The 25,217-nt window shown below is 54.5% G+C and carries 25 protein-coding genes and 2 pseudogenes; 26 read left to right on the top strand and 1 reads right to left on the bottom strand.

The window, feature by feature from the left end; translation table 11 throughout:
• The first annotated feature begins 29 nt into the window (after nt 1–29).
• The 24 genes and pseudogenes from ABIC80_RS03385 to ABIC80_RS03500 all read left to right on the top strand — a co-directional run bounded on the left by ABIC80_RS03385 (nt 30) and on the right by ABIC80_RS03500 (nt 22,987).
• Nucleotides 30–1,964, top strand: coding sequence for a phage major capsid protein (locus ABIC80_RS03385; RefSeq protein ID WP_429175479.1), 1,935 nt, complete (start codon nt 30–32; stop codon nt 1,962–1,964).
• Between the two features lie 204 nt (nt 1,965–2,168).
• Nucleotides 2,169–3,503 (top strand): phage portal protein, encoded by a 1,335-nt coding sequence (locus tag ABIC80_RS03390; RefSeq protein WP_429175482.1) that lies wholly within the window; start codon nt 2,169–2,171, stop codon nt 3,501–3,503.
• Entirely contained in the window at nt 3,500–4,543 is a 1,044-nt protein-coding gene (locus ABIC80_RS03395; RefSeq protein ID WP_429175484.1) for a phage gp6-like head-tail connector protein, read from the top strand. Before ABIC80_RS03390 ends, ABIC80_RS03395 begins: the two co-directional genes overlap by 4 nt.
• Complete coding sequence (locus tag ABIC80_RS03400; RefSeq protein ID WP_305207711.1) at nt 4,540–4,866, top strand: head-tail connector protein; 327 nt, start codon at nt 4,540–4,542, stop codon at nt 4,864–4,866. The genes ABIC80_RS03395 and ABIC80_RS03400 overlap by 4 nt, the downstream gene beginning before the upstream one ends.
• A gap of 11 nt (nt 4,867–4,877) precedes the next feature.
• Nucleotides 4,878–5,216, top strand: coding sequence for a phage head closure protein (locus ABIC80_RS03405; protein ID WP_429175486.1), 339 nt, complete (start codon nt 4,878–4,880; stop codon nt 5,214–5,216).
• Nucleotides 5,213–5,659 (top strand): HK97-gp10 family putative phage morphogenesis protein, encoded by a 447-nt coding sequence (locus ABIC80_RS03410; RefSeq protein ID WP_124968000.1) that lies wholly within the window; start codon nt 5,213–5,215, stop codon nt 5,657–5,659. Before ABIC80_RS03405 ends, ABIC80_RS03410 begins: the two co-directional genes overlap by 4 nt.
• On the top strand, nt 5,656–6,003 hold the full coding sequence (gene gp17, locus ABIC80_RS03415) for a tail completion protein gp17 (RefSeq protein WP_429175489.1): 348 nt from the start codon (nt 5,656–5,658) through the stop codon (nt 6,001–6,003). The genes ABIC80_RS03410 and gp17 overlap by 4 nt, the downstream gene beginning before the upstream one ends.
• Nucleotides 6,004–6,063: 60 nt before the next feature.
• Nucleotides 6,064–6,483: pseudogene (locus ABIC80_RS03420) on the top strand (phage tail tube protein); the annotation flags it as partial.
• Between the two features lie 32 nt (nt 6,484–6,515).
• Complete coding sequence (locus tag ABIC80_RS03425; RefSeq protein WP_429175491.1) at nt 6,516–6,905, top strand: phage tail assembly chaperone; 390 nt, start codon at nt 6,516–6,518, stop codon at nt 6,903–6,905.
• Entirely contained in the window at nt 6,905–7,183 is a 279-nt protein-coding gene (locus ABIC80_RS03430) for a phage tail assembly protein T (protein ID WP_429175494.1), read from the top strand. Before ABIC80_RS03425 ends, ABIC80_RS03430 begins: the two co-directional genes overlap by 1 nt.
• A 53-nt stretch (nt 7,184–7,236) precedes the next feature.
• On the top strand, nt 7,237–7,524 hold the full coding sequence (locus ABIC80_RS03435; RefSeq protein ID WP_429175496.1) for a hypothetical protein: 288 nt from the start codon (nt 7,237–7,239) through the stop codon (nt 7,522–7,524).
• A 63-nt stretch (nt 7,525–7,587) separates the two neighbouring features.
• Complete coding sequence (locus tag ABIC80_RS03440) at nt 7,588–11,052, top strand: phage tail tape measure protein (protein WP_429175498.1); 3,465 nt, start codon at nt 7,588–7,590, stop codon at nt 11,050–11,052.
• Between the two features lies 1 nt (nt 11,053).
• Nucleotides 11,054–11,392 (top strand): phage tail protein, encoded by a 339-nt coding sequence (locus tag ABIC80_RS03445; protein WP_429175500.1) that lies wholly within the window; start codon nt 11,054–11,056, stop codon nt 11,390–11,392.
• Nucleotides 11,389–12,147 (top strand): phage minor tail protein L, encoded by a 759-nt coding sequence (locus ABIC80_RS03450; protein WP_429175503.1) that lies wholly within the window; start codon nt 11,389–11,391, stop codon nt 12,145–12,147. The genes ABIC80_RS03445 and ABIC80_RS03450 overlap by 4 nt, the downstream gene beginning before the upstream one ends.
• A gap of 1 nt (nt 12,148) precedes the next feature.
• Nucleotides 12,149–12,859: a C40 family peptidase gene (locus ABIC80_RS03455; RefSeq protein ID WP_429175505.1), complete on the top strand. Its 711-nt coding sequence runs from the start codon at nt 12,149–12,151 to the stop codon at nt 12,857–12,859.
• Nucleotides 12,859–13,458, top strand: a complete 600-nt coding sequence (locus ABIC80_RS03460; RefSeq protein WP_429175508.1) for a tail assembly protein — start codon at nt 12,859–12,861, stop codon at nt 13,456–13,458. The genes ABIC80_RS03455 and ABIC80_RS03460 overlap by 1 nt, the downstream gene beginning before the upstream one ends.
• A gap of 54 nt (nt 13,459–13,512) precedes the next feature.
• The gene (locus tag ABIC80_RS03465; RefSeq protein WP_429175509.1) at nt 13,513–17,283 is read left to right on the top strand and encodes a phage tail protein; all 3,771 of its coding nucleotides are present in this window, start codon (nt 13,513–13,515) and stop codon (nt 17,281–17,283) included.
• Nucleotides 17,283–17,585 carry a hypothetical protein gene (locus tag ABIC80_RS03470; RefSeq protein WP_429175512.1) on the top strand — a complete coding sequence of 101 codons (303 nt, stop codon included), beginning with the start codon at nt 17,283–17,285 and terminating at the stop codon, nt 17,583–17,585. The genes ABIC80_RS03465 and ABIC80_RS03470 overlap by 1 nt, the downstream gene beginning before the upstream one ends.
• Entirely contained in the window at nt 17,585–18,244 is a 660-nt protein-coding gene (locus ABIC80_RS03475; RefSeq protein WP_429175514.1) for a hypothetical protein, read from the top strand. The genes ABIC80_RS03470 and ABIC80_RS03475 overlap by 1 nt, the downstream gene beginning before the upstream one ends.
• A gap of 99 nt (nt 18,245–18,343) precedes the next feature.
• Entirely contained in the window at nt 18,344–19,684 is a 1,341-nt protein-coding gene (locus ABIC80_RS03480) for a phage tail protein (RefSeq protein ID WP_429175515.1), read from the top strand.
• Nucleotides 19,685–19,888: 204 nt separating this feature from the next.
• Complete coding sequence (locus tag ABIC80_RS03485) at nt 19,889–20,173, top strand: hypothetical protein (RefSeq protein WP_429175517.1); 285 nt, start codon at nt 19,889–19,891, stop codon at nt 20,171–20,173.
• A complete protein-coding gene (gene umuC / locus ABIC80_RS03490; RefSeq protein ID WP_429175519.1) occupies nt 20,173–21,438 on the top strand; it encodes a translesion error-prone DNA polymerase V subunit UmuC in 1,266 nt (421 codons plus the stop codon). The genes ABIC80_RS03485 and umuC overlap by 1 nt, the downstream gene beginning before the upstream one ends.
• A 667-nt stretch (nt 21,439–22,105) precedes the next feature.
• Complete coding sequence (locus tag ABIC80_RS03495; RefSeq protein ID WP_124968016.1) at nt 22,106–22,336, top strand: hypothetical protein; 231 nt, start codon at nt 22,106–22,108, stop codon at nt 22,334–22,336.
• A 477-nt stretch (nt 22,337–22,813) separates the two neighbouring features.
• Entirely contained in the window at nt 22,814–22,987 is a 174-nt protein-coding gene (locus ABIC80_RS03500; RefSeq protein WP_124968017.1) for a GnsA/GnsB family addiction module toxin, read from the top strand.
• A 52-nt stretch (nt 22,988–23,039) separates the two neighbouring features.
• Here ABIC80_RS03500 and ABIC80_RS03505 read toward each other — a convergent pair.
• A pseudogene (locus ABIC80_RS03505) lies at nt 23,040–23,460 on the bottom strand (NADPH-dependent FMN reductase); the annotation flags it as partial.
• A gap of 93 nt (nt 23,461–23,553) precedes the next feature.
• Between ABIC80_RS03505 and ABIC80_RS03510 the strand changes: the two are divergent.
• Complete coding sequence (locus ABIC80_RS03510; protein WP_429175522.1) at nt 23,554–23,874, top strand: metalloregulator ArsR/SmtB family transcription factor; 321 nt, start codon at nt 23,554–23,556, stop codon at nt 23,872–23,874.
• A gap of 44 nt (nt 23,875–23,918) precedes the next feature.
• The gene (locus tag ABIC80_RS03515) at nt 23,919–25,208 is read left to right on the top strand and encodes an arsenic transporter (protein ID WP_312277176.1); all 1,290 of its coding nucleotides are present in this window, start codon (nt 23,919–23,921) and stop codon (nt 25,206–25,208) included.
• Nucleotides 25,209–25,217: the final 9 nt, after the last annotated feature.

The following is a 25,217-nucleotide window of genomic DNA, read 5'->3' on the forward strand; positions in this document are numbered from 1 at the left end:
CGGGTTTTTTCGTTTCAGGAGGCAGCAAAATGACGCTTAAGCGCGCATGCACCCTCATGACGGTGAAAGCGGTAAACGAGGATGAGCGGATCATTACCGGCATCGCCTCCACGCCATCGCCGGATCGTGACGGGGACATTATGGAGCCGGAGGGCGCGAAGTTTCGCAGCGACACGCCGTTTCTCTGGCAGCACGACCGGTCCCAGCCCATTGGTACCTGTACCCCAAAAATGGTGAAAGAAGGGCTGCAGATCACCGCAAAACTGGTGAAGCCCACCGCGGATATGCCCTCCCAGCTCGTCGCCAGGCTTGACGAGGCCTGGGCATCCATTAAGGCCGGGCTGGTGCGCGGGCTCTCCATCGGCTTCCGTCCCATTGAATATTCGTTCCTGGACGAGGGCGGGATCCGCTTTCTGTCCTGGGACCTTCTTGAAGTTTCAGCCGTGACCATTCCGGCAAACGCCGAATGCTCCATCAATACCGTGAAATCTTATGACCGCCAGTTACTCGCCGCGTCCGGCAATGAGAAACCGGTGGTGAAATCGATCCATGCCGCTGGCGCTACAGCACCCAAAACCAATACCAACAAAGGAAACAGTTCGATGAATATCGCAGAACAAATCAAAAGCTTTGAAGCGAAGCGTGCGGCGCTGGCGGCGTCTCTCTCTGACGTAATGACGAAGGCCGCTGAAGACGGCCGCACGCTGGATGCTGAAGAAGAGGAGGCCTATGACAACACTTCTTCCGAAATCAAATCCGTCGACGCGCACCTGAAGCGACTGCGCGATATGGAATCCAGCATCGCCCAGACAGCAAAGCCGGTGAGCAAAGCCGCCGGTGGCGATGTCAGTACGGTGACCGCGCCGGGCATCATTCGTGTAGAGCCGAAGCTGGAAAAAGGTATCGCCTTTGCCCGCTTTACCAAGGCTCTGGCGGCGGCCAAAGGCGCGCGAACGGAAGCGCTGCAGATCGCCAAAAACAAATATCCGGAAGATATCAAACTTCACCACGTACTTAAGGCGGCTGTCAGCGCAGGCACGACTACCGATCCGCAGTGGGCCGGCGCGCTGGTTGAATATCAGGATTTTGCCAATGACTTTGTGGAGTTCCTGCGACCGCAGACCATCATTGGTAAATTCGGTACCGGTAATATCCCGTCGCTGCGCGAAGTCCCTTTTAACATTCGTGTGCCGGTGCAGACTTCTGGTGGCTCCGCGGACTGGGTTGGACAGGGCAAGCCCAAACCGCTGACCAATTTCAACTTCGAAACCATCACGTTTGGTTTCTCCAAAGTTGCTGCAATTTCGGTTCTGACCGAAGAGCTTCTGCGTTTTTCTAACCCTAAAGCAGACGTACTGGTACGTAACTCCCTGGCTGAAGCGGTCATCGCCCGCCTGGATGCGGATTTCGTCAACCCCGCTAAAGGTGAAGTTAACGGCGTCTCGCCGGGTTCTATCACCAATGGCGCGCCGACTATTCCCAGCACCGGCATTCCGGATGAGGACAGTACAGCAGCGTTTCAGGTGTTCATTAACGCCAACCTTCAGCCAACCGGTGCGGTATGGCTGATGTCCAGCTCAACAGCTCTTGCGCTGTCTAAACGTAAGAATGCGCTGGGGCAGAAAGAATATCCGGAAATGAATATGTTCGGCGGCGTTTTCGAGGGACTGCCGGCGATCGTCTCCCAGTACGTCGGCAATCAGCTGGTACTGGTGAACGCACCCGATGTTTACCTGGCAGATGAAGGCGGGGTGGCAGTCGATATGTCGAGTGAAGCCTCGCTGGAAATGGAATCTGCCCCGACCCATGACAGCGTAACGCCAACAGGTGTTGAACTGGTCTCGATGTGGCAGACCAACAGCGTGGCTATCCGCGCCGAGCGCTGGATCAACTGGAAGCGTCGCCGTACCGCTGCGGTGGCCGTCATTTCCGGTGTGAACTACGGTACCGGCCAGGGCAGCTAATCCACTCAGGAGGGCGGGGTAAAACCCGCCATATTGCATGGCAAAAATCAGGTATCTGCAGCGCACACATGACTCGCGACCCGGTGACGAAAAGACCGTGGACGATCCATGTGCGAGAGTGCTGGTGCTGCTGGGCATGGCTGAGTACACCGGTATAAAGCGCGCGGGTGGCGGAAAAAAGAAAAATAATGCGGGGAATGGCTGATGTGGAACCCTTTCCGGAGAAAAGAAAAAGCACTTCAGCAGCCAGCAAGCCGCGGTGGCTGGATGTCCCTTATCAGTGAGCCTTTTGCGGGAGCCTGGCAGCGTAATCTGGAAATTAAACCGACGACAGTGCTTTCCTTTCACGCCGTGTTTACCTGCATATCGCTGATCGCGAGCGATATCTCAAAGATGCCCCTGCGGCTGATGCGCCGGGACTCAAACGGCATATGGAAAGAAAACAATAACGGTACACCCGCGAGGATTTACAGACGCCCGAATGCGTTTCAGAACCGGATGCAGTTTTTCGAGTGCTGGCTCAACTCGAAGCTTTGCCACGGGAATACGGTTGTCCTGAAGATCCGGAATACCCGCGGGGATATAACCGAACTGCGCATCCTGGACTGGAACAAAGTGACGCCGCTGGTGGCGGATGACGGGTCGGTTTTCTACCAGATTAACCCCGACAACATGACCGGCGTCGATGCTTCTGTAACGGTCCCCGCCCGCGAGGTGATCCACGACCGCTTCAACTGCCTGTTTCATCCGCTGATCGGGCTCTCACCGATTTATGCGGCTGGCCTGGCTGCGATGCAGGGCCACCATATTCAGGAAAACTCAGCACACTTTTTCCGCAACGGCAGTAAGCCGAGCGGGGTCATTGAGGTGCCCGGTACCATCACTGATGAAAATGCCCGGAAACTGAAAGCGAACTGGGACACGGGCTATACAGGCGAAAACGCAGGCAAAACGGGGCTGCTGAGTAACGGCGCAAAATACAACCCCATTTCTATGTCTGCTGACGATGCGAAGGTCGTTGAGCAGCTGCAGATGTCGGAAAAAATTGTCTGCTCAACGTTTCACGTCCCGGCCTATAAAGCTGGAGTTGGTGATCTCCCTTCCTATGACAACATCGAGGCGCTGGAGCAGCAGTATTACTCGCAGTGTCTCCAGACGCTGATTGAGTCGATCGAGCTGCTGCTCGATGAGGCGTTTGAACTGGAAGACGACGCCGGTACCGAGTTTGACGTCAGCGCGCTCCTGCGTATGGACAGCGAACGCCGTATCAAAACGCTGGGTGAAGGTGTCAAAAACACAATCCTCACGCCGAATGAGGCGCGGCGCAGTGAAAACCTGCCGCCGGTGACGGGCGGTGATGAACTGTATCTGCAGCAGCAGAATTTCAGCCTGGGTGCGCTGGCGCGCCGCGATGCCTCTGACGATCCGTTCGGCAAAAAGAGCGCAGCGCCGCAGTCAGTCAGTGATGAGGGAAAGGCGTTGTCTGACGCAGAGCAGGCGGCGGCAAAAGCCATGCTCAGAGGATTGCTTACCAAATGAATGAACGTGAATTAACTCTCATTAAAGTGCTGGGCGAGGAGTTCGGGCTTGTTCTTGATGATATGCGCGCGGGGTTCAGTAAAAGCCTTGAGGAGCAGCGCCAGGCCTTCGAAGTAAAACTCACCCACCTCGAAGAGCATATCGCAGATATCAAAAGCGCAGAACCGCCGGATGTGTCGGCGATGGTACGGGATGCCGTCTCTCAGTTGCCTGAGCCAGAACTGCCGCAGCTGCCGGATATCGCTTCTATGGTCAGCAATGCGGTAGCGGCCATACCACCTGCGCAGGACGGTAAAAGTCTGACACCAGACGACGTGGCGCCCATGCTGCAGCAGATGGTGGATCGGGCGGTCAGCGCGATGCCCGTGCCCCGCGATGGCAAGGATTACGATCCTGACATGCTGCAACAGGCCGTGAAAGCGGCAGTGGATGACGCCGTAGCGGCAATGCCGGTACCGCAGGACGGCAGGAGCCTCACGCCTGACGATGTGCAGCCGATGCTGCAGGCGCTTGTTACGGAATCAATGCCGGTTCTGCCTGATGTCAAGGCACTGGTCAGCGAAGCCGTTGCAGCACTACCTGCCCCCGAACCGCCCAGAGATGGCGAGGACGGTCGCGACGCGCTGGCGCTGGAGCTACTTCCCTTTATTGATGAGGGCAAAAGTTACCCGCGCGGATCTTACGCTACCCACAACGGCGGGCTGTGGCGCGCCTATGAAAAAACGCATGGCATGCGCGGCTGGGAATGTGTGGTGGATGGCGTGGCGGGCGTTGACATCGAACGTTCAGATCAGCGGCGTTTTACCCTGACGGTTAACCGCGCGAGCGGCGGCAGCGAAACCAAATCGTTTGACGTTCCGGTCATGATTTACCAGGGCGTTTTCAAATCCGGTCAGGACTATCTGCCCGGAGATACGGTGACATGGGGCGGTTCGCTCTGGCACTGCGACGAACCGACGCAGGATAAACCCGGCGAAACGGGCTCGAAAGGCTGGACACTTGCCACCAAGCGCGGGCGTGACGGGAGGGATAAAACGTGATTGAGCTCGTGACTCTCGAACAGGCAAAGGACCACCTGCGCATAGATGCTGATGCCGGTGATGGCGATCTTAAGCTGAAAATTCAGGCCGGTAGTGCCGCCATTCTTGCTTATGTCCAGGGCAGTCGGGATCGAATCGTTGCCGGTAATGGCGATCTCATTGAGGGCGAACCGCTGCGGCGCGCACAGACGGCGCTGCTTATGCTGCTGGGCTGGCTCGACCGCAATCGCGGCGGTGAAGAGGAAGAGAAGCTTCAACAGGGGGAACTGCCGTTCTCGGTAACAATGCTTATCTACGATCTTCGCTGCCCCACCATTCTCTGACCGGAGGCGTTATGCATGCTGGGCGCTTGCGCGACCAAATTACCGTTATGAATTCTGTTCCCGTCCGCACCCCCTCCGGTGATGTTAAACCGGAATGGCAGGAGGGAAAGACTGTCTGGGCCGAGGTGAAAGGCATCAGTGGCCGGGAAATCATCTCTGCCGGCGCTGAAAAAGCCGAAGTGACTGTCCGGGTCTGGGTCCGGTATCGCAGTGACATTTCAGCCGCATCACGTCTCACCGTTAAAAGTGGCGCCTTCAAAGGGCTGACGCTGGAAGTGACAGGCCCGCCCATCCCGGACGCCGGGTGCACTCAGCTCGAAATTCTCTGCAAACAGGGGGTAAAACCATGATAGGTACCAGCCTCGATTTCTCCGGCCTGCTCGATTTGTCGGAGGATCTCGCCACGCTCAGCAAAGCGGAAAACCGCAAGGTAATGCGCGATGCCACGCGTGCCGGGGCAACCATTTTCAAAGATGAAGCGGTAAGCCGCGCGCCGGTGAAAACGGGCAAACTCAAAAAGAATATCGTCGTGCTGACGCAGCGTGAGCGCAACGGGGCAATCTCTTCCGGTGTTCATATACGCGGTACCAACCCGCGCACCGGCGCCAGTGACAAGACGATGAAAGCCAGCGATCCGCGTAATGCCTACTACTGGCGCTTTATCGAAATGGGTACCTCGACTATGCCGCCCGTACCGTTCGTCAGGCCTGCCTATGAGGCGCGTGAAGAGGATGCGGTAAACGCCGCGTTCGCCGAAGCCAATGCGGCGATCGACAGGGTGCTTTCAAAATGACCGAGGCCGACGTTTACACGCTGATCGGCGCGCTGGCCGACGGACAGGTTTACCCCGGCGTGGTGCCGCTTAACACCCAGGGTGAACCGGCAGTTGCGCCGCCGTGGATCACATTCACGCTGGTGGTTCAGACCTATGGCGACACCTTCTGCGGTCCGGCGGAGGAAGACACAGCCCTGCAGGTGGATATTTACGCGTCTTCAGTGGATGAAGCCCGCGCGTTGCGTGAACAGGCGATCGCCGCATTGACGCCGTTGGGATTCACCCGCATGAGCAAGACCGGCGGTTACGAGCCCGAAACAGGCCTGCGACGTGCAACCGCAGAAGTCCACGTCCTTCAGTAATCACTACCCACGTAATCCCCATACCGCCGCGAGGCGGTTTTTTTATACCCGGAGACAGCTATGTCCGCACTTTATGAAAAATCGCAGTTAACGAAGATCCTGATCTCTTCGCTGCCGGCAACGAAAGATACGATGGCAAGTGCCGACTATCTTGACCTGAGCTGTACGCTCAAAGAAGTCCAGTTCACCGGTGGCCAGAAACAGGACATCGACGTCACCACCCTGTGCTCGACAGAACAGGAGAACATCAACGGCCTGCCGGCTCAGTCGGAGATTTCGCTGTCGGGCAACTTCTTCAAAAATGCGGCACAGGACGCACTGCGTGACGCATATGACAACGACACGACGTATGCCTTCCAGGTGATCTTCCCGTCCGGTAAAGGCTTCCGTTTCCTGGCTGAAGTTCGCCAGCACACCTGGTCATCCGGTACCAACGGCGTGGTCGCGGCCACCTTCTCCCTGCGCCTGAAAGGCAAACCTGAAAACATCGAACCCGGTTCGTAAGGAAAATCATGTCCATTAAAGAGCTTGCCCTGGCGAAACACTCCGGGTTTCGTCATAAAACCGTCACCGTGCCCGAATGGGGCAATGTGAATGTCGTACTGCGCGAGCCATCCGGCGAAGCCTGGCTGCGCTGGCAGGAGATCGCCGGTACCGATATCAGGGCTGAAGAGCTTTCGGTTTCGGAACGCGCGAATCGCAACCTGCGCGCTGATGTCGCGCTTTTTCTCGATGTGCTCTGCGACGAGGATAAACAGCCGGTCTTTACCCCGGACGATGAATCGGAAGTGCGTGCCATCTATGGCCCCGTGCATTCCCGTCTGCTTAAACAGGCGCTCGATCTGATCGCATCCGGGGAAGATGCCCGGGAAAAGTCGCCACCCCCGGTGTTAAATTCCTGATGTCGCTTGCGCTCCGCATGGGGCGCACGCTTTCAGAACTCAGGCAGAGCATGACGGCCAGTGAAATGCTAATGTGGATTGAGTACGACAAAATAAGTCCGATCGGCGATATCCGCGGTGATATTCAGGCGGCGCAGATTGTTTCTGCCGTATATGGCTCGCAGGGTGCAAAAGTGCCGTTAACTGATGCCATTCTGCAGTGGGGGGGAGAAGAGCAACAAACAGACAAGGATCCGTTTGCCGGACTTGAGGAGGCGCTTACGGAGGCAACTAAGTGACATTTAATATTTAAGACACTAATATTTATAAATCTTTTATTTAATGGAACGATATGATGAAAAAAATATTAGTGGCTGTTTTTTTTATGGCATCTTCAGCACAAGCTAGCACTGTATTATCTGGTGAAGAGATGCAGGAACTTACAAAAACTATTTGCTCTGAGCATTCAGAACCTGATTTATGCATAAAAGGTTTTAATAAAGTTATGGGGTATGTGAAGGCTAATGATGATTATCATTATTTTTGCGAGAATTCTAAAAAAACTTTTATGACAGTTGATGATGAACAATGTAAAAAATCCGAAGAGTTGAGAGACTTTATTGATAAAAACGCAAATTAAAAGTACTTATTATCAACTATAAAACCTGCTGCGGCAGGTTTTTTTATTTATGGAGAGTCAATAGTGGCAACCCTGCGCGAGCTAATTATAAAAATTTCTGCTGATTCCAGTTCATTCCAGTCTGAGATCACCCGAGCTTCGCGCATGGGTGCAGATTACTATCGAACAATGCAAAACGGAGGGCGGCAAGCCGCAGCTGCCGCTAAAGAAAGTGAAAGGGCATTGTCAGATCTCACTGATGGATTTGCCTCTGCAGGTAAAGCCGCCGCTGCAGCAGCCGCTGCTTTTGCAACGGGTAAAATCGTCCAGATTGCAGATGAATGGAACTCAGTTAATGCTCGCCTTCAACAGGCATCCTCATCAGCTGACGATTTTGCGATATCGCAGCGGCAGTTGATGGAGATCAGCCAGCGAACCGGCACCGCATTTTCTGATAATGCTGCCCTTTTTGCGCGTGCCGCCGCTTCAATGCGTGAATTCGGCTACAGCTCAGATGAAGTTTTGAAGGTAACTGAGGCAGTAAGCACGGGTCTCAAGCTCTCTGGCGCCAGTACTGCGGAGGCTGGTTCAGTAATCACCCAGTTTAGCCAGGCACTGGCGCAGGGTGTTCTGAGGGGGGAAGAGTTTAACGCTGTGAACGAGGCGGGTGATCGGGTCATTCGCGCTCTCGCTGCTGGAATGGGCGTTGCCAGAAAAGACCTCAAGGGGATGGCAGATCAGGGGAAATTAACGATTGACAAGGTTGTCCCCGCATTAGTGAGCCAGCTTGGAACCCTGCAGAGCGAATTTGGCTCCATGCCTGAAACCGTATCAGGCTCCCTGCAAAAAGTGACAAACTCCTTCATGGCATGGGTTGGCGGTATCAATCAGGCAACGGGTGCAACTCAGGCTTTATCGGGCGGCCTTAATGGTGTCGCAGGTACGCTTGATTCATTAACGTCGTCAGCAGTCAGTGGGGCGCTGAATGATGTTGCTGATAATATGTCCACTATCACTACCGTCGCTGGTGGTTTGATTGGTGTGGGACTTGCGAAATATTTAGGTGGTATTGTCACAAGCGCTACAAGCGCAACTTCTGCACTGATCTCTGCCGCAAAATCAGAAGTTGCCCTAGCTGTAGCACAGGACAAAGCGGCCCAGTCTGCTGTGGCTGCCTCAAGGGCTGATGTCTATCGGGCGCAGCAAGGCTTACAGAGAGCAAAGAGCGCTGATGTTCAGGCAGCGCAGCAGGAAAAAATAGCTGCTGCTGAAGCCCGAGTTACTGCCGCTGAGTCACGTTTAACGACTGCTATCGCTAGCGGAACGGCTGCGGAGAGAGTAAGAGCCAGAGCTGCGCTTGAAAGAGCTCGTTCTGGACTTGCTGTAATCAGAAATAATGATGCGCAGACAGCTGCGGAAAGACGCCTCGCAAGCGCTGAGGCGGCGCGAGATCGTAATATAGCTAACCGCGTTAGTACTCAAAATAACTTGAATAGCGTCACCTCTGTAGGAACCAGACTGATGGGGCGCGCGCTTGGCCTGATAGGCGGTGTTCCGGGGCTCGTCATGCTCGGTGCGGGAGCCTGGTATGCAATGTATCAGTCTCAGGAGCAGGCCCGGCAGTCGGCACAGGAATATGCCAGAACTATTGATCAGGTGAGCCAAAAAACGCGAGCAATGAGTTTGCCTGAAGCAGATGAAAATCGCGGTAAAACTATTGATGCGCTAGTTGAGGAAAATCGCTTAATTGGAGAGCAGCAAAAAGCTATTTCAGCGGTAAAAAGACAAATCGATGATCTGAATAAGGTACGCGCTCAGCCCGGAATTACTAAAGACAATGATCTGAATATAGTTAGAGCGCTCGCCATTCTTACCGACCAATTAACCGTTGAAGAAAATAAGCTTAATTTGATGCGGGAGAAATCAACCAGTATTCAGCAAGTGCTGGAAGGGATTGATCGCCGCCGAAATGATTTAATACGTGAACAGGCCTGGCGTCAGAATGCTGCGTATCAGTCTCTGCTGATGATGAACGGTCAGCATCAACAATTTAACCAGTTGCTCGGGCTTGGCAATCAGCTATTGATGGCCCGTCAGGGAATGACCCTGGCACCCCTTCGTGTTCCTCAGGCAGAAGCCTCGCAGAAACAGACTGAAGCGCTCGAAAAAAGCCGCCGCGAGCTGGCCCTGTCCCGCCTGAAAGGCGAGGCAAAAGAGCGCGCACGGCTTGGCTATGCTGCTGATGAACTCGGTCTGACGGCTGATCCGCAATTCCAGACCAACCGGCTTGAGTACATCAATAACGGGCTTGAAGAGTGGCGCAATAACGAGGCCAACAAGAAGCAGCCCAAAGGGCCAAAGACGGACGAAGAAAAGGCCGCTGATGCTTATAAAAGGATGATTAAGCAGCAGAAGGAGCAGATCGCCCTGCAGGGCCAGAGCACCGAACTTGCCAGGGTGAAATACCAGGTGGTTGAAGGTGAGCTCTCCACGCTGGACAAGGCGCAGAAGGCTGAACTGATGCGCAACGCCGCATTAATCGATCAGGTAAAACTGCGTGAGCAGCTGCGTAATTACGAGGCGAATCTGGCTGACAGCAACGCCAGCGCCAGGGCGGCGAATGATGCGCAGCTCATTGGTTACGGTCAGGGCACCCGGTTCCGTGAGCGGATGCAGGAGCAGTTTAATATCCGCAAGGAGTTTGAGCAGAAGAATACCGATTTGCTCCGGCAGCGGCAGGCCGGGGACATTGACGAAACCTTCTACCAGCAGGGGCTGGCACTTAACAAACGCTATCTGGAAGAGCGGCTGCGCGACCAGGAGGGGTATTACACCGCTTCCGATGCGCAGCGCGGTGACTGGTTGACAGGCATGTCTGAGGGCTATGCGAACTGGGTGGACGAGGCAACGGACTATTCCGCGATGGCTGCCGACGGCATGAAGCAGGCCATGGGCGGGGCGGTGACCACCATCACCGACATGCTCAATGGCAATCTCGACAGCTGGAAAGACTGGGGCATGAACGTACTGAAAATTATCGAGACCGTTCTCGTTAATATGATGGTCGCGAATGCCGCGAGTTCTCTCGGCTCACTCTTCAGCTTTGGCGCCTCATCTGCGGCAACGGCCAGCAGCGGGACGGCAATTCAGAGCGCTGCCTCAAACTTCACCTTTAATGCCAAAGGCAATGTCTACGACTCACCGTCTCTCAGCGCATACAGCGGTGGTGTCTACCAGACCCCGCAGCTGTTTGCCTTTGCGAAAGGTGCCGGCGTGTTTGGTGAGGCAGGTCCGGAGGCGATTATGCCGCTCACGCGCGCGGCGGATGGTTCGCTCGGTGTTCGCGCAGTCGGCGCGCCGCAGTTTTCCGGCGGTGGCCCGTCCGTGTCGTTTGGCGATATCAACATCAACGGCGGTGCGCAGTCCACGGCAGGGCAGGGAGCAGCCGCAACTGCCGGCAGGCAACTCAAGGATGCAATCGTGACGGTGATTAATGAGCAGGCCAGCATGCCCGGATCCCCGTTATGGCGGCTTTTAAAAGGAGCGTGATATGGCAGTTGAGACCTTCTCCTGGTGCCCGAAGGTGGCGGCGCAGGATGATACCAGTTTCCGCACCCGTAAAGCGCAGTTCGGGGATAATTATGCACAGGTGGCCGGGGACGGCATCAATCCGGTCACATCGCAATGGAGCGTGAGTTTTACCGGCGATGAAGCGTATGTCCAGGCCATAAAGGCGTTTCTGAAGCGGCATGCCGGCTGGAAGTCCTTCATCTGGAAGCCGCCCCTGGAGCCCGCAGGGTTATGGCGATCTGAATCCCTCCAGATAGCCACCCACGGCAACGACAAATACACCCTCAGTACCACATTCATTCAGGCATACCATCCATGAGTATTTCATCTGATGTCCAGAAACTGGAGCCGGGCAGCCGCGTCCGCCTTATCGAGGTCGACGGTGAAGCTTTCGGTGCCGGTATTCTGCGGTTTCATAACGAAACCATCCCTCATTCAGAGGCCGAGATCGCTGCCGCCGGCGGCGATGCGTCAAAGCTTCCGCCGAAGTCTGTCTGGTGGCAGGGGCTGGAGTATGGTGCGTGGCCCTTTGAACTGACCGGCCTGTCCGTCAGCAGCGACGGGCAGAGCGCCCGCCCGACACTGACCGTGGCAAATATCAGCGGCACCATTGGCGCGCTCTGTCGCCGCTTTCAGGGGATGGCTAAGGCGAAAGTGATTATCCACGAGACCTTCGCTCATTACCTTGATGCCCGCAACTTCGCCGGTGGCAATCCTGCCGCTAACCCGAATGAGGAGCGCAGGCAGGTCTATTACATCGACCGTAAATCCAGTTCGGATGATGAAACCGTGGAGTTTGAGCTTTCCAGCCCGGCAGACCTGCGCGGACAGCTCATCCCCACGAGGCAGATCCAGCCCATGTGTACCTGGTGCATGCGCGGGTGGTACAAAACCGGGAACGGCTGTACCTATGCCGGTCAGAATGGCTGGTTTGATAAGGACGGAAACCCGGTCGACGATCCTTCGAAAGATGTGTGCTCAGGACTGCTGTCCACCGGGTGCAAGCCGCGGTTCGGCGCCAACAACGAGCTCGATTTTGGCGGGATGCCAGGCGCGTCACTTCTGAGGGGGTAATATGCGGGACAAGACAATCAGCGCGATTCTGGCGCATGCGGCGCAGGCGTTCCCGGCTGAATGCTGCGGTGTGGTGATCCAGAAGGGACGGGTTGAGAAGTATGTCGCCTGCCGGAATCTGGCCACCTCCCCGGAGGAGCAGTTTGAGCTTTCGCCGGAAGATTACGCGGCAGCCGAAGAGCAGGGCACGGTGGTTGCCGTGGTGCACAGCCACCCCGGCGACGGTGCCACGACGCAGCCGAGCGAGCTCGACATGCTGATGTGCGACGCGACCGAAGTACCGTGGGTGATCGCGTCATGGCCTGAAGGCGATATCCGCACCATCATGCCGCGCGGCGATCGCCCGCTGACCGGGCGTCAGTTTGTTCTCGGGCATGCTGACTGCTGGTCCCTTATCCGGGATTACTTCCGCACTGAACACGGTATCGCGCTGCCCGACTACAGCGTCGATCGCCACTGGTGGGAGGAGGGCGAAAACCTCTATATGGATAACTGGTACGCTTGCGGTTTCAGGGAATTTGACGGTCCATCCCGGCCCGGCGATATGGTCATCATGCAGGTGCAGGCCAGCGTGCCAAATCATGCCGGCGTCCTGCTGGAAGGTAACATGCTGCTGCACCACCTGTACGGGCAGCTCAGCCAGCGCATCCCGTATGGCGGCTATTACCGTGACCGGACCATTAAAGTTTTACGGTACAAGGACCTGATGTGATGGAAAAACGAACCGTTATCAAACTGAGCGGATCGATGGCGCAGCGCTTCGGGCGCACGCACCGTCGCGCGCTGTCTTCTGCCAGCGAGGTTTTCAGGGCGTTGTCCAGTACGGTTGACGGCTTTGAGGATTATCTCCGCGAGGCGCGCGCCAGAGGACTCGACTTCGTCATCTTCCGCGATCGCCGCAATATCAGCCAGGAAGAGTTTTCGCTTCTGGGCCCCGGCGATGAGCTGCGCATTATCCCGGTGATCCGCGGCAGCAAGCGTGCCGGCATCTTCCAGGCGGTGCTCGGTGCTGCCCTGATTGCCGGGGGTATCGCCCTTGGCCCTGCCGGAGCCGGGCTCATCGGTAAAGGGGTCGCGCTGAATGTTGCGCTGGTCGGTGCATCAATGGCGCTGGGGGGCGTGGTTCAGTTGCTGTCGCCGCAGGTGGCGGGGATGAGGATGCGTCAGGATCCTGACAACAAGCCAAGCTATGCGTTCGGCGGCCCGGTCAACACCACCGCCAGCGGCAACCCTGTACCTCTGCTCTACGGCCAGCGTGAGATCGGGGGCGCTATCATTTCAGCCGGTATTTACGCGGAAGATCAGCAGTAAGCCGGTACGTGATTACTTTAAGCCGCCTGCGGGCGGTTTTTTTATGGGCGTGATATGACGAACACAGCGATTAAAGGGCGCAAGGGCGGTGGCACCAAGACCCGCACCCCTGTGGAAGCCCCGGACAGTATTCAGTCCATAGCCAGAGCGAAAATCCTCGTCGCGCTCGGCGAAGGGGAGTTCGCCGGCGGGCTGGACGGGCGCAGCATTTATCTTGGCGATGCGTCATCGTATACCCCGTTGCAGAATGCCGACGGCAGTTACAACTTCAACAACGTAAAATATGAGTTCCGCTCCGGTACTCAGGACCAGAGCTATATTCAGGGATTTCCGGGCGTTGAGAATGAGCTGCAGGTCGCCTACGAACTCAAAGCTGCCGTGCCGTATGTCCGCTCTGTTTCCAATACCCAGCTTTCAGCCCTGCGCATCCGCCTGGGATGGCCCTCGCTGCTGAACCAGAAAGATAACGGCGATAAAGTGGGCACGCGCGTTGAGTATGCGATAGAGCTTTCAGTCGACGGTGGTGCATACACGCCCGTGGTTAAGGGTGCTGTCGATGACAAGACCACCACCCTCTATGAGCGCAGTCACCGTATCGACCTGCCAAAAGCCGCCACCGGCTGGCAGTTGCGCGTGCGCCGGATAACGCCAGACTCAACGACAGTAAATGTTGTGGACAGTATGCGTGTTGAGGCGGTCACCGAGATCATCGATGCGAAGCTGCGTTACCCCAACACGGCGCTGCTCTACATTGAATTCGATGCGAAGCAGTTCCCGAATGGCATTCCGCAGGTGGTGTGCAATCCGAAGGGGCGAATTATTCGCGTGCCTGATACCTACGATCCGGAAACGCGCACCTATTCCGGCACCTGGGAAGGCGGGTTCAAATGGGCATGGACAGATAACCCGGCGTGGATTTATTACGACATCGTGCTGAACGAGCGGTTCGGGCTTGGCCAGAGGATTGATGCGACCCAGATTGACAGATGGGAGCTGTACCGCATCGCGCAGTACTGCGATCAGCCGGTACCGGATGGCAAAGGCGGAAGCGGTAAGGAGCCGCGCTTCCGGTGTAATGTCTACATCCAGGAGCGCAATGACGCCTGGACGGTGCTGCGTGACCTGGCCGGAATCTTCCGTGGTATGACCTACTGGGGCGACAACAAGCTGTATGTGCTGGCCGATATGCCGCGCGATGTGGCGCACATCTACAACCACGCCAGTGTGGTCGACGGTAAGTTTACCTTCGCCGATCCGAGCGAAACCACCCGCAACACCGCCGCGCTGGTTAACTGGTCCGATCCGGCGAATCACTACAAAGACACACCTGAAGTCGTTTATGACAAAGACCTGGCGATGCGCTTCGATTACAGCCAGCTCGAAATGACGGCCATCGGCTGCACCCGGCAGTCAGAGGCTAACCGGCGCGGGCGCTGGGCGCTGCTCACGAACGGTATCGGTGAGGTGGTGACCTTCAGCACGGGTATGGATGTTCCCGCTGTAGGGGAGGTGATCGGCGTGGCTGCAAACGAGCTGGCCGGCAGGGTGATTGGCGGCAGGGTCAGCGCGGTGAACGGTCGTAATATCACGCTCGATCGTGCCGCAGATGTCAGAGCAGGCAACCGGCTATTTCTCAACCTGCCGTCAGGTGTGGCGCAGGCCCGGACCGTGCAGGCAGTGAAGGGCAATGTTGTCACGGTCACCACGGCCTACAGCGAACCGCCTGAGGCGGAGTGCTGCTGGGGTGTGGATGCTGACGATCTGTTTATCGCGCTCTTTCGTGTAACCGGCACCCGCGACAACGATGACGGCACGTTTGAGGTGACCGGTGCGACCTATAATCCGGATATTTTCCCCGCAGTCGATACGGGTGCCCGGCTCGATGAAAGGCCGGTCAGCGTCATTCCGCCCGGTGTGCAGGCACCGCCGGAAAACATCGTTGTCGACAGCTATTCGACGGTCAGCCAGAACATAGCAATCACCACCATGCGTGTTGCCTGGGATTCTGTTAAAGGGGCAATCGCCTACGAAGCCGAGTGGCGACGTGACAGCGGCAACTGGGTGAGTGTGCCCCGCACCTCCTCTCAGGGATTCGAGGTGCCGGGCATCTACGCCGGGCGTTATCTGGTGCGGGTGCGGGCAGTGAACGCCAGCGATGTCTCGTCCATATGGGTGACATCAGCAGAAGTCACTCTCACCGGGAAAGTGGGCAATCCCCCGAAACCGCTGGGCTTTACCGCCTCCGAAAATGTGGTGTTTGGTATTGAACTGAACTGGGGCTTCCCGGCGGGCACGGACGACACGCTGAAAACGGAAATTCAGTACAGCCTGACCGACAGTGCCGACGACGCCATGCTGCTGGCCGACGTGCCTTATCCGCTTCGCAGGTATCAGCAGATGGGACTCAAGGCCGGACAGGTTTTCTGGTACCGCGCGCAGCTGGTGGACCGTACCGGCAACGAATCCGGGTATACCGACTGGGTACGCGGCCAGTCCAGCACCGATGTCACGGACATTACAGAGGCAGTGCTTGAGCAGATCAAGGATACCGAACTGTTCAAGGATCTCATCGAAAATGCTGTTGAAAGCAGCGCGAAGGTTGCGGAACTGGCTGAAGCGGTGCGGGAGAATGCGGCAGGTCTGGCCGCGGCTGTCGGGTCGAATAAGCAGATGGCGGAAGCCATTATCGGTAATGCCCTGGCGATCGCGGATGTCGTCGTGCGCCAGTCAGCCCAGCAGGGTGCTAACTCCGCGAAATTCGAGCAGCTGCGCGAGGTGATCGCCACTGAAACCGAGGCGCGTGTTACCGATGTGATCCGCCTTGAGGCGAAGACGGACCAGAACGCCGCCGGCATCACCGAAGTGCGCCAGGCGCTGGCAAACGAAACCGAGGCCCGGGCGACAGCTGTCGATCAGCTTACCGCGCAGACGGAAGAGAACAGAGCCAGTGTCACAGCGCTGACGCAGACCGTGACGGTTCTGGACTCCTCGACCGCCTCGCGCTTTGAGGAGATATCGGCAGAGATCGCGGGCATAGATGGCAGTGACATCAGAGGGGGAATACAGAGCAACTCCATCGCGCTGATCACCACCACGCTGGCGCAGGTTAATGATCGCACACGCCTCAGCGTGCAGTACGGTGACAACAAGGCGGGAATTGAGCGTGTTGATAACGTGATGGCCGATGCCAGCCAGGCTGTCGCGGAGTCGCTCAGGTCGATGGATGCCAGTTCCGGCGCCGGCACGGCAAACACCACCGACTTTGCGAAAACCATGGCTGACTTCTCGCAGGTCTCGGCGACAAAAATCAACTCCCTGTCAGTGACGGTAAACGGTCAGCAGGCGGCAATTGTCCAGAATGCTCAGGTTTCGGCCGATATCAACAACAACCTCAATGCGATGTACAGCATCAAGGTGGGTGTGGATGCTAACGGGCGCCAGTACGCCGCAGGTATGGGGATCGGCGTGCAGAACACCCCGGCGGGCATGCAGTCGCAGGTGCTCTTTCTGGCGGATCGGTTTGCTGTGATGACACAGGCAGGCGGGACGGTCAGTCTGCCGTTCGTTGTGCAGAACGGGCAGACATTCATCAACGAAGCCTTTATCAATTACGCGTCAATCACGCTCGGCAAAGTGGGATCGTGGTATTCCGCCAATTATGTGGCTGGAAAGACAGGAACCATTATGAGGGCTGATGGCAGTTTTGAGCTTAACGGTGCTGTATCTGGAGAGGGTGCAATGAAGATTACGCACGTTACGCAGAGTGTAAAAGATGAGAATGGAGTGCTTCGTGTGCAGATCGGAAAGTTAACAGGGGCATTTTGATGGCGTGGGGTATACAAACTTGGGATGCGAAAGGTTTACCCAATAATTATGGACTTAAACCTGTTTCAGTTGTTGGGACAATTAAGCTTGCTAAAGGCCAGGTTACAGGTTCGTATTCTTTTGCAATACCTGCAGGAACCAAAGTGGGTTTTGTTCCTGCACTTGATAAAGGTTCTACAGGAGTTGCTCGTAGAGTTACTGCATCTGGAAATACTATTACGATTCAATCAGCAAATAGCCCTGGTTATGGGAACTATTCTGCTTCGGAGTGTGAAATAATTGTTTTTCTGGAGAATGATTAATGTCTAAATTCGGAGCGTTTATTAATGTAAATGGAAACCCTTTTGTAACACCTGACTCAACACCTTTTTGTCTGTATCGTAAAGTTGTAATCAATTCATCTGGAGGCGTTGCAAGCGGTAGCGTAACCTTAAGCTCTTCCTGTCCTTCTATTGTGTTCTGTAAAACCTCCTACACTCAATTTCCAACTGTGGTAGGTGCTTCAAGAAATGGAGATTCTATAGGGTTTAGTTCAGGTAACAGAAACAAAGAGGAACACTCTTTATCAGCGTATATATTCGCAATATTCCCTCAGTCTTTACCTGAATGGGGATTAGCCATATGGGATGAAAAAGGTCAGTTAGTTTTAACCAATGAAAGTAGAGTGTTAAGTGACATTATTACTATTGGAACACCCGGTAATGATGGTGGAATAAATATAGACCAAACATTAAACGGTAGTTATGCGGTTTGTCCAGGTGATCTGGGGGCTCTTTTGGTTCAATATTATGTTCAAGGACAGCCTCAGATTGTAGCCGTTACTGCTTCGACATGCTGTCGTTACAATGGATCTACCACAAGGATAAATGCTGGTACAACAAGTAACGACACTGGATCAATCGTCGGGAATATTAATAACGGCAACGGAATAATAGCAATTAAAACTGATAATTATGACTAGTGTAATTATCCTTTTTTCCTTTGACTTTAATTAACACTTAAAATCGTTACATAATATCAATGAACCGCTTTGGCGGTTTTTTCCATATCCGGAGCATAAATGATTTATACAACCGGTTCAGTCGCGGTCAGCGGAAACACGCTGACCGGCACAGGCACAAATTTCACCCAGGCTGGCTCACTCATCCGTAATGGCTGCACCGTACTGGTCATGACCAGCCCCGTGCAGGTATTCCAGATCACAGCCACTGGTAACGCGACCACCCTCACGGTATCACCGGCAGCCAACCCGGCTATTCCCGCTGGCACTAAATTCGCCATTCTGCTGAGTGACAGCCTGAGCGTGGATGGCCTGGCACAGGATATTGCCGAAACGTTCAGTATGTACCAGCGGTACATGGGCGGTTTTGCGGATGTGATGAACGGCAGCGGAGATGTGACCATCACCATTAACGGTCAGCCTGTCACCGTTCCCGGCCAGAAGTCGCTGGCAAAGAAGGGGGCTAATACCGACATCACCAGCCTGGGCGGGCTGACAACGGCACTTAGCGCCCAGCAGGGCGGCACCGGTGCAAAGGACGCCTCGCAGGGATGGCTGAATCTGCTGAATGGCAGAACTCCGGCTGCCGCGCGCAGCGATCTGCAGCTGGGCTCATCGGCTTTGCGTGATGCTTACAGCAATACCGGTGCCATGCTGTCTGTGGGGGATTTCGGTCTCGGAGGAAAAGGAAGTATACGAACCTGGAATGATACTGCAGTAGTGGGATACCTCAGGGCGGGAGCCGCCTCCGAATTCTGGAGAAATAATGCGGATACCGGGCACACTTATGCGGGAGGATGTTGCCTTTATACGGTCTCTTTCGATTCGTTCTTTAATATTTGCGTGGGGCAGCGTGGGCAGGGAGTGCGCATATCATCAGGTACTACTGATGCGGTTTCCCTTCAGGTTTACACGGTTTACACAGATAAAAACACGAGCAAAGCAAGTGACGGAACCCTTAAGGCCGCTTCTCCGGTGGCGCGCATCGTAAAAAGCAAAAAAGACTGCCAGCGCACTGATATTGATGAAGAAGGATTCAGCTGGTGTGGCTGTGGAACAGCAAATGAAGAGGCTGAGGGGATCAGCGTCTCCCGACTCGACACGGGGGTGTATACCCTTACGGGTTCTGCTGGGCTTGCTTCATCCGGCTGGCAACTCCTCCCTCCCCGCGACCCGCAGGGTTCGGGTGATATGGGGATTGTTGAAGCCGAACAGACTGAAAGCGGTGGTCTGACGATTAGGCTCTACAAGCGGCGTTATGTTCTCACCGACGATGGTGACATCGAGGTGCAAAAAGGTGCTGCGATTGACGTACCCGTAAACAGCTGGATTGATGTCCGCCTTGATATGCCAGAAACAAGTCTCTGGAATCAGCGCGCTGCCGGCACTCAGGAGCAATAAAAAAGCCCCGGCGACGGGGCAGTTACATTCCGTGCCAGTCTGGTGCAGGCTACAGGACTGTACTGATTTTAGACGATTTTTAAATTTCACTTTAGTAAATTCGATTACTGTTCAATCTGTTGACAAATTTCTTTGCCGCTTCGCCTTGATAACATTCCCTATTGTGAATACTGTATATTTAAACAGTAATTAAGCGAGGCTACTATGACACACCCTCTTTTTTTCATCAGCGGTCTGTCTCCGAAGGCGCAGTACATTGAAATCGGCTCGGACGTTCTGGCTGTGGAGCAACGATCCGAAGCCGCTGCCAGCGACATGCTGCTTATAGCTTTCATGGGCCGTCGACAGGTCGCGCGCTTGTGCGGCGGTGTGTTGATCACGGAAGAGGGCGAAGCTATAGAGGGTGATGCTCTGGATGATGTGGAAATGCTTGGTATGGTTACCCACATCATTCGACCTGCGGCATTCGATGATTATCCGGTGATGTGATGTTTGCCCTCGTCGATGCCAACTCATTTTATGCTTCGTGCGAACAGGCGTTCCGGCCAGAGCTTGATCATGTTCCTGTGGTTGTGGCGTCGAACAACGACGGCTGCGTTATTGCCCGGTCAGCACTCGCTAAAAAGCTGGGCATCAAAACCGGCGATCCTATTTTCAAGAATGCTGAACTTTTCCGGCGTCATGGCGTTGTCTGCTTCAGTTCTAATTACGAGCTCTATGGCGATATGAGCTACAGGATGATGTCGACACTGGAAGAGATATGTCCGCGCGTATCGGTTTACAGCATTGACGAGGCTTTCTGCGATCTTACAGGGGTGCGTAACTGTCGTGATCTGACGGATTTCGGGCGGGAGATTAAGCAGACAGTCTATCAGCGTACGCTTCTGCATGTAGGGGTTGGCATCGCCCCCACTAAAACGCTGGCCAAGCTGGCGAATCATGCCGCGAAGACATGGAAGGCAACCGGCGGTGTTGTGGATTTATCGAACGTCTCCCGCCAGCGAAAATTGATGGCGCTGCTGCCCTGTAACGAAGTGTGGGGAATAGGATCGCGGATTAGCAAGAAGCTGGCGGCCATGGGAATAAAAACGGCGCTGCAGCTGGCAGATGCCGATATACGCTTTATCCGTAAACACTTCAGCGTGGTGATGGAAAGAACGGTGCGCGAGCTGCGTGGCGAATCTTGCCTGGCGTTCGACGAGTTTCAGCCGGCGAAGCAGGAGATCTGCTGCAGCCGGTCTTTTGGTCAGCGCGTCACCGACTATACGGAAATGCGCCAGGCAATAGTGAGCTATGCCACGCGCGCGGCAGAGAAGCTGCGCGGAGAGCACCAGTTCTGCCGGTATGTGTCTGCTTTCGTTAAAACCTCGCCTTTTGCACTCGATGAACCCTATTACGGCAAGCATGCCGGAACAAAGCTCTTAACCCCTACACAGGACACTCGCGATATTGTGGCCGCTGCTGTGCGCTGCCTCGATACGGTCTGGAAAGACGGGCACCGGTACCAGAAAGGAGGCATTCTCCTGGGTGACTTTTTCAGCCAGGGCGTGGCGCAGCTAAACCTCTTTGATGACAACGCACCGCGTGCAAACGCCTCGGCGCTGATGGATATTCTGGATTCGGTGAACCAGCGGAACGGTCGGGGTACGTTATTTTTTGCGGGGCAGGGGATCGAGAAGAAATGGCAGATGAAACGGGAGATGCTTTCGCCCCGCTGGACAACGCGCCTGCAGGACGTACCAAAGGTGTTATAGCAGGTGAAATCGCTGCTGAAATGAGGGAAATCAGGTCAGGGGTTTTACCTTCATTTTACCTTAGTTTTACCTTAGACAAATTTCAGGCATAAAAAAACCAGCCGTAAGAGGCTGGTTTAATTGGGGAATTTTGGTCGGCACGAGAGGATTTGAACCTCCGACCCCTGACACCCCATGACAGAGGCTCATATCTTAAGAGCCTATAAGTGCCAGAAGCGGACATTACTAAATCCGCACTGCATTAATTTTTTTGCGCAGGCCAACAACATTTCGCAGGTATTCGTGAAATCGAGCTACAGCGTATAAACACAGCGGGTGATAATGCCAAAAAAGTAAACCGGGCAGATAGCAACAACCGAAAGGCTGCCTCTGTGGGGGAGAAACATGCACGACTTGCAGTGGTTAAAACTGCTGAAACAGTTGAATCGGTGATGAAAATCAAAGGTAGCAGCATAACCACCATCATCTTGCCCTTTGTCATGTGAAAACGTTAAAACTCTGTAGACTCAATTCACCGCCGCCTTACCTACACCAGAAAGGTAGTGGTTATTGGCGGATCAAAAAACTTGAATCGCTCGGGTGGCTCCTGCGAATCAATATTCTGACTTCAGGCTGATACTAATCAAAGGCCACTCATTATGGCCTTTTCTCAACTTCAGGGATGCCTATGAAAAATGTTATGGTGTTCTTCAATCGGCAGCAAGTAGTGGTTGTCAGGGTTGAAGATGGCACTACCACAATACTCCGTGAATACCCGAATGGTGAGGAAACTCATCTTAAGATTATGTATGCGGGAGTTCATTCGCTAACTGGCGATCATATTGAGTTTTGTGTAGCCTCAGACAGAGAAATTACATCAAATGAAATCGTCGAAGCTGCAAACAAACTTTTGAAATAGCTCGAGCTTGCTATTTTCTCAAATAAAAAAGCCTTCTGAACAAAGGCAAACTTGAGGTACGGCATTGTTTCTTGTTTTCAGTTCCCTCAATTCTCTCTGAAGGTGTGGCTCATCCATAAGCCATTCCCTGGGTCGGGTTGCGCACCATTTAAGATGCCTGCTAAGTATGGTCTACAAACCATTTACAACAAGCGTAAGCGGAAGACTAATTCAAAAGTTTTTATTAACGGCAGAGGAAAGACTATTACGGCATTACAACAGGCATTCACTGTGTGTCTGTGATAATGCCAGGAAAAAATCGGGCAAGCCTCTGTTCCGGCTTGACACCAGATGTCCTGCGAACGAGGCGACGGCATCGGCAGTGTGCGCATTGCAACCAACTCCCGATTTACCAGTGGTGTGAGGGATTATTCCTGAGCGCACTCATGGAAGATAACCTATGATTTATAAAAGGTTGAGTGTGAAAAAGGAGTATGTATGAAACCTGAAGAACTGGAGCGTAAAGCTGAGCAAGAAATTTCTGCTCTTATTACTAAAAAAATCACTGAGCTACGGAAAAAAACAGGCAAGGAAGTTTCTGAGATCGAGTTTATCCCGAGTGAGACCATGTCCGGTCTTGAGGGGTATAAAGTAAAAATAAAACTTATGTAGAGTAAACAGGTCGCTTAGACGGCCTTTTTTATTGATCCCAGTTGACCGGTGCGCCCGGAATGCGCATACAGTTCACTGCATTTAAGGACTGTGAACCGCCGCAGATCTTCATTACCGCAAGTGTTTTGCCCTACGAAGGACGAACTGCCCCTTCACTCAAGGGTATCCAGTTAATCTGCGCCATAACCCCGTGCCGTTCCAGAGAACTCCATCCCGTCACACCATCTGACCAGACCGGGCAGCTCGGTGACTTCAGAATGCGTGTCCGGCGTATCATCCGGCAGGGGTAAACCGGAGGGGTTAAAGAGTTTTACCTCCGCGTCCATCGCCGTCAGCAGGCGACCAGCTTCTTTCGCGGCAAAGTGGCTGCAGGAACGATCTCTTACTGAGCCAGACAGGATCAGAGTCCGGGGCGACTCCTGCATGTAAAGGCGTTCAGCGATGTGGTTATCACAGCATTCAGGGCAGGAAATGGTTCCATTTTTCTCCTCCGGAGAGAGCTGATGATTTCAAAATTAACATATATGATTTAACATATGTGTATTCTAAAGGGAACGGAGTGAAAAATGCTACAGCCTGCTCAGCTTTTCAAAATCCTGTCGGATGAAACACGGCTCGCCATCGTCATGCTTCTCCGGGAGTCAGGAGAACTGTGCGTCTGCGATATCTGCGCGGTCATTTCCGAATCGCAGCCCAAAATCTCGCGACATATGGCTATTCTTCGCGAGGCCGGACTGGTACTGGACCGTCGTGAAGGCAAATGGATCCACTATCGTCTGTCACCCCACCTACCGGCATGGGCAGCTGAGACAATCACGACATCCTGGCAGTGTATGCGGGAGGATTTGCGTAAATGGCTGGATAAATCAGCCTGCACCTCCTGCTGAGGAAGAAGAACACATTTATGTAATCATATATAACGGAGTCTGAGATGCTTTTGGCAGGGAGTATATTTTTACTGACGCTGATACTGGTGATCTGGCAGCCCAGAGGCCTGAGTATTGGATGGAGCGCGAGTATCGGGGCTGTGCTGGCGCTGGTAACCGGTGTCATCCATATCGCTGATATTCCCGTTGTCTGGAATATCATCTGGAACGCGACAGCGGCATTTATTGCGGTCATAATCATCAGCCTGCTGCTCGACGAGTGCGGCTTCTTCCAGTGGGCCGCACTGCACGTCTCACGCTGGGGTAACGGTCGTGGCCGCCTGTTGTTTACCTGGATAGTGTTGCTCGGTGCCGCTGTTGCTGCTTTGTTCGCCAATGACGGTGCCGCGCTGATCCTGACGCCAATTGTGATTGCGATGCTGCTTGCAATGGGATTCAGCAAGGGCACAACGCTGGCCTTTGTGATGGCCGCAGGATTTATAGCAGATACGGCCAGCCTGCCGCTCATTGTTTCTAACCTGGTGAATATCGTCTCAGCGGACTTTTTCGGTCTGAGCTTTACGCAGTATGCCTCCGTTATGATCCCCGTAGATGTGGCAGCGATTGCGGCCACGCTGGTCATGCTGCATCTCTTCTTCCGCAGGGACATTCCTGCGACGTATGACGTTTCGCTGCTGAAGAAGCCTGCCAGTGTGATAAAAGATCCGGCAACGTTCAGGGCGGGCTGGATTGTCCTGTTATTGCTGCTTGTCGGTTTCTTTGTTCTGGAGCCTCTGGGGATCCCGGTCAGTGCGATAGCGGCTGCTGGCGCAGCAGTGCTGTTTATAGTGGCGAAAAGAGGTCATGCCATCAACACGGGAAAAGTCCTGCGCGGTGCGCCATGGCAGATCGTTATTTTTTCGCTGGGCATGTACCTGGTGGTCTATGGCCTTCGCAACGCAGGGCTCACGGAGTATCTGTCTGACGTGCTGAACCTGCTGGCAGAAAAGGGGTTATGGGCAGCAACGTTCGGCACCGGCTTCCTGACCGCGTTCCTTTCATCGGTGATGAACAATATGCCGACTGTGCTGATTGGCGCGCTGTCGATTGACGGGAGTACGGCGACTGGCGTCGTTAAAGAGGCAATGATTTATGCCAATGTGATTGGCTGCGATTTAGGCCCGAAAATCACCCCGATTGGCAGTCTGGCAACCCTGCTCTGGCTGCATGTGCTTGCCCAGAAAAATATAACGATTACCTGGGGATATTACTTCCGCACCGGCATTATCATGACTCTGCCCGTGCTCTTTATCACTCTGGCGATGCTGGCGTGGCGACTATCTGTCACTTTGTAGTGAGAAACT

This window comes from Kosakonia sp. 1610 (genome assembly GCF_050435845.1).
GTDB lineage: Bacteria > Pseudomonadota > Gammaproteobacteria > Enterobacterales > Enterobacteriaceae > Kosakonia > Kosakonia cowanii.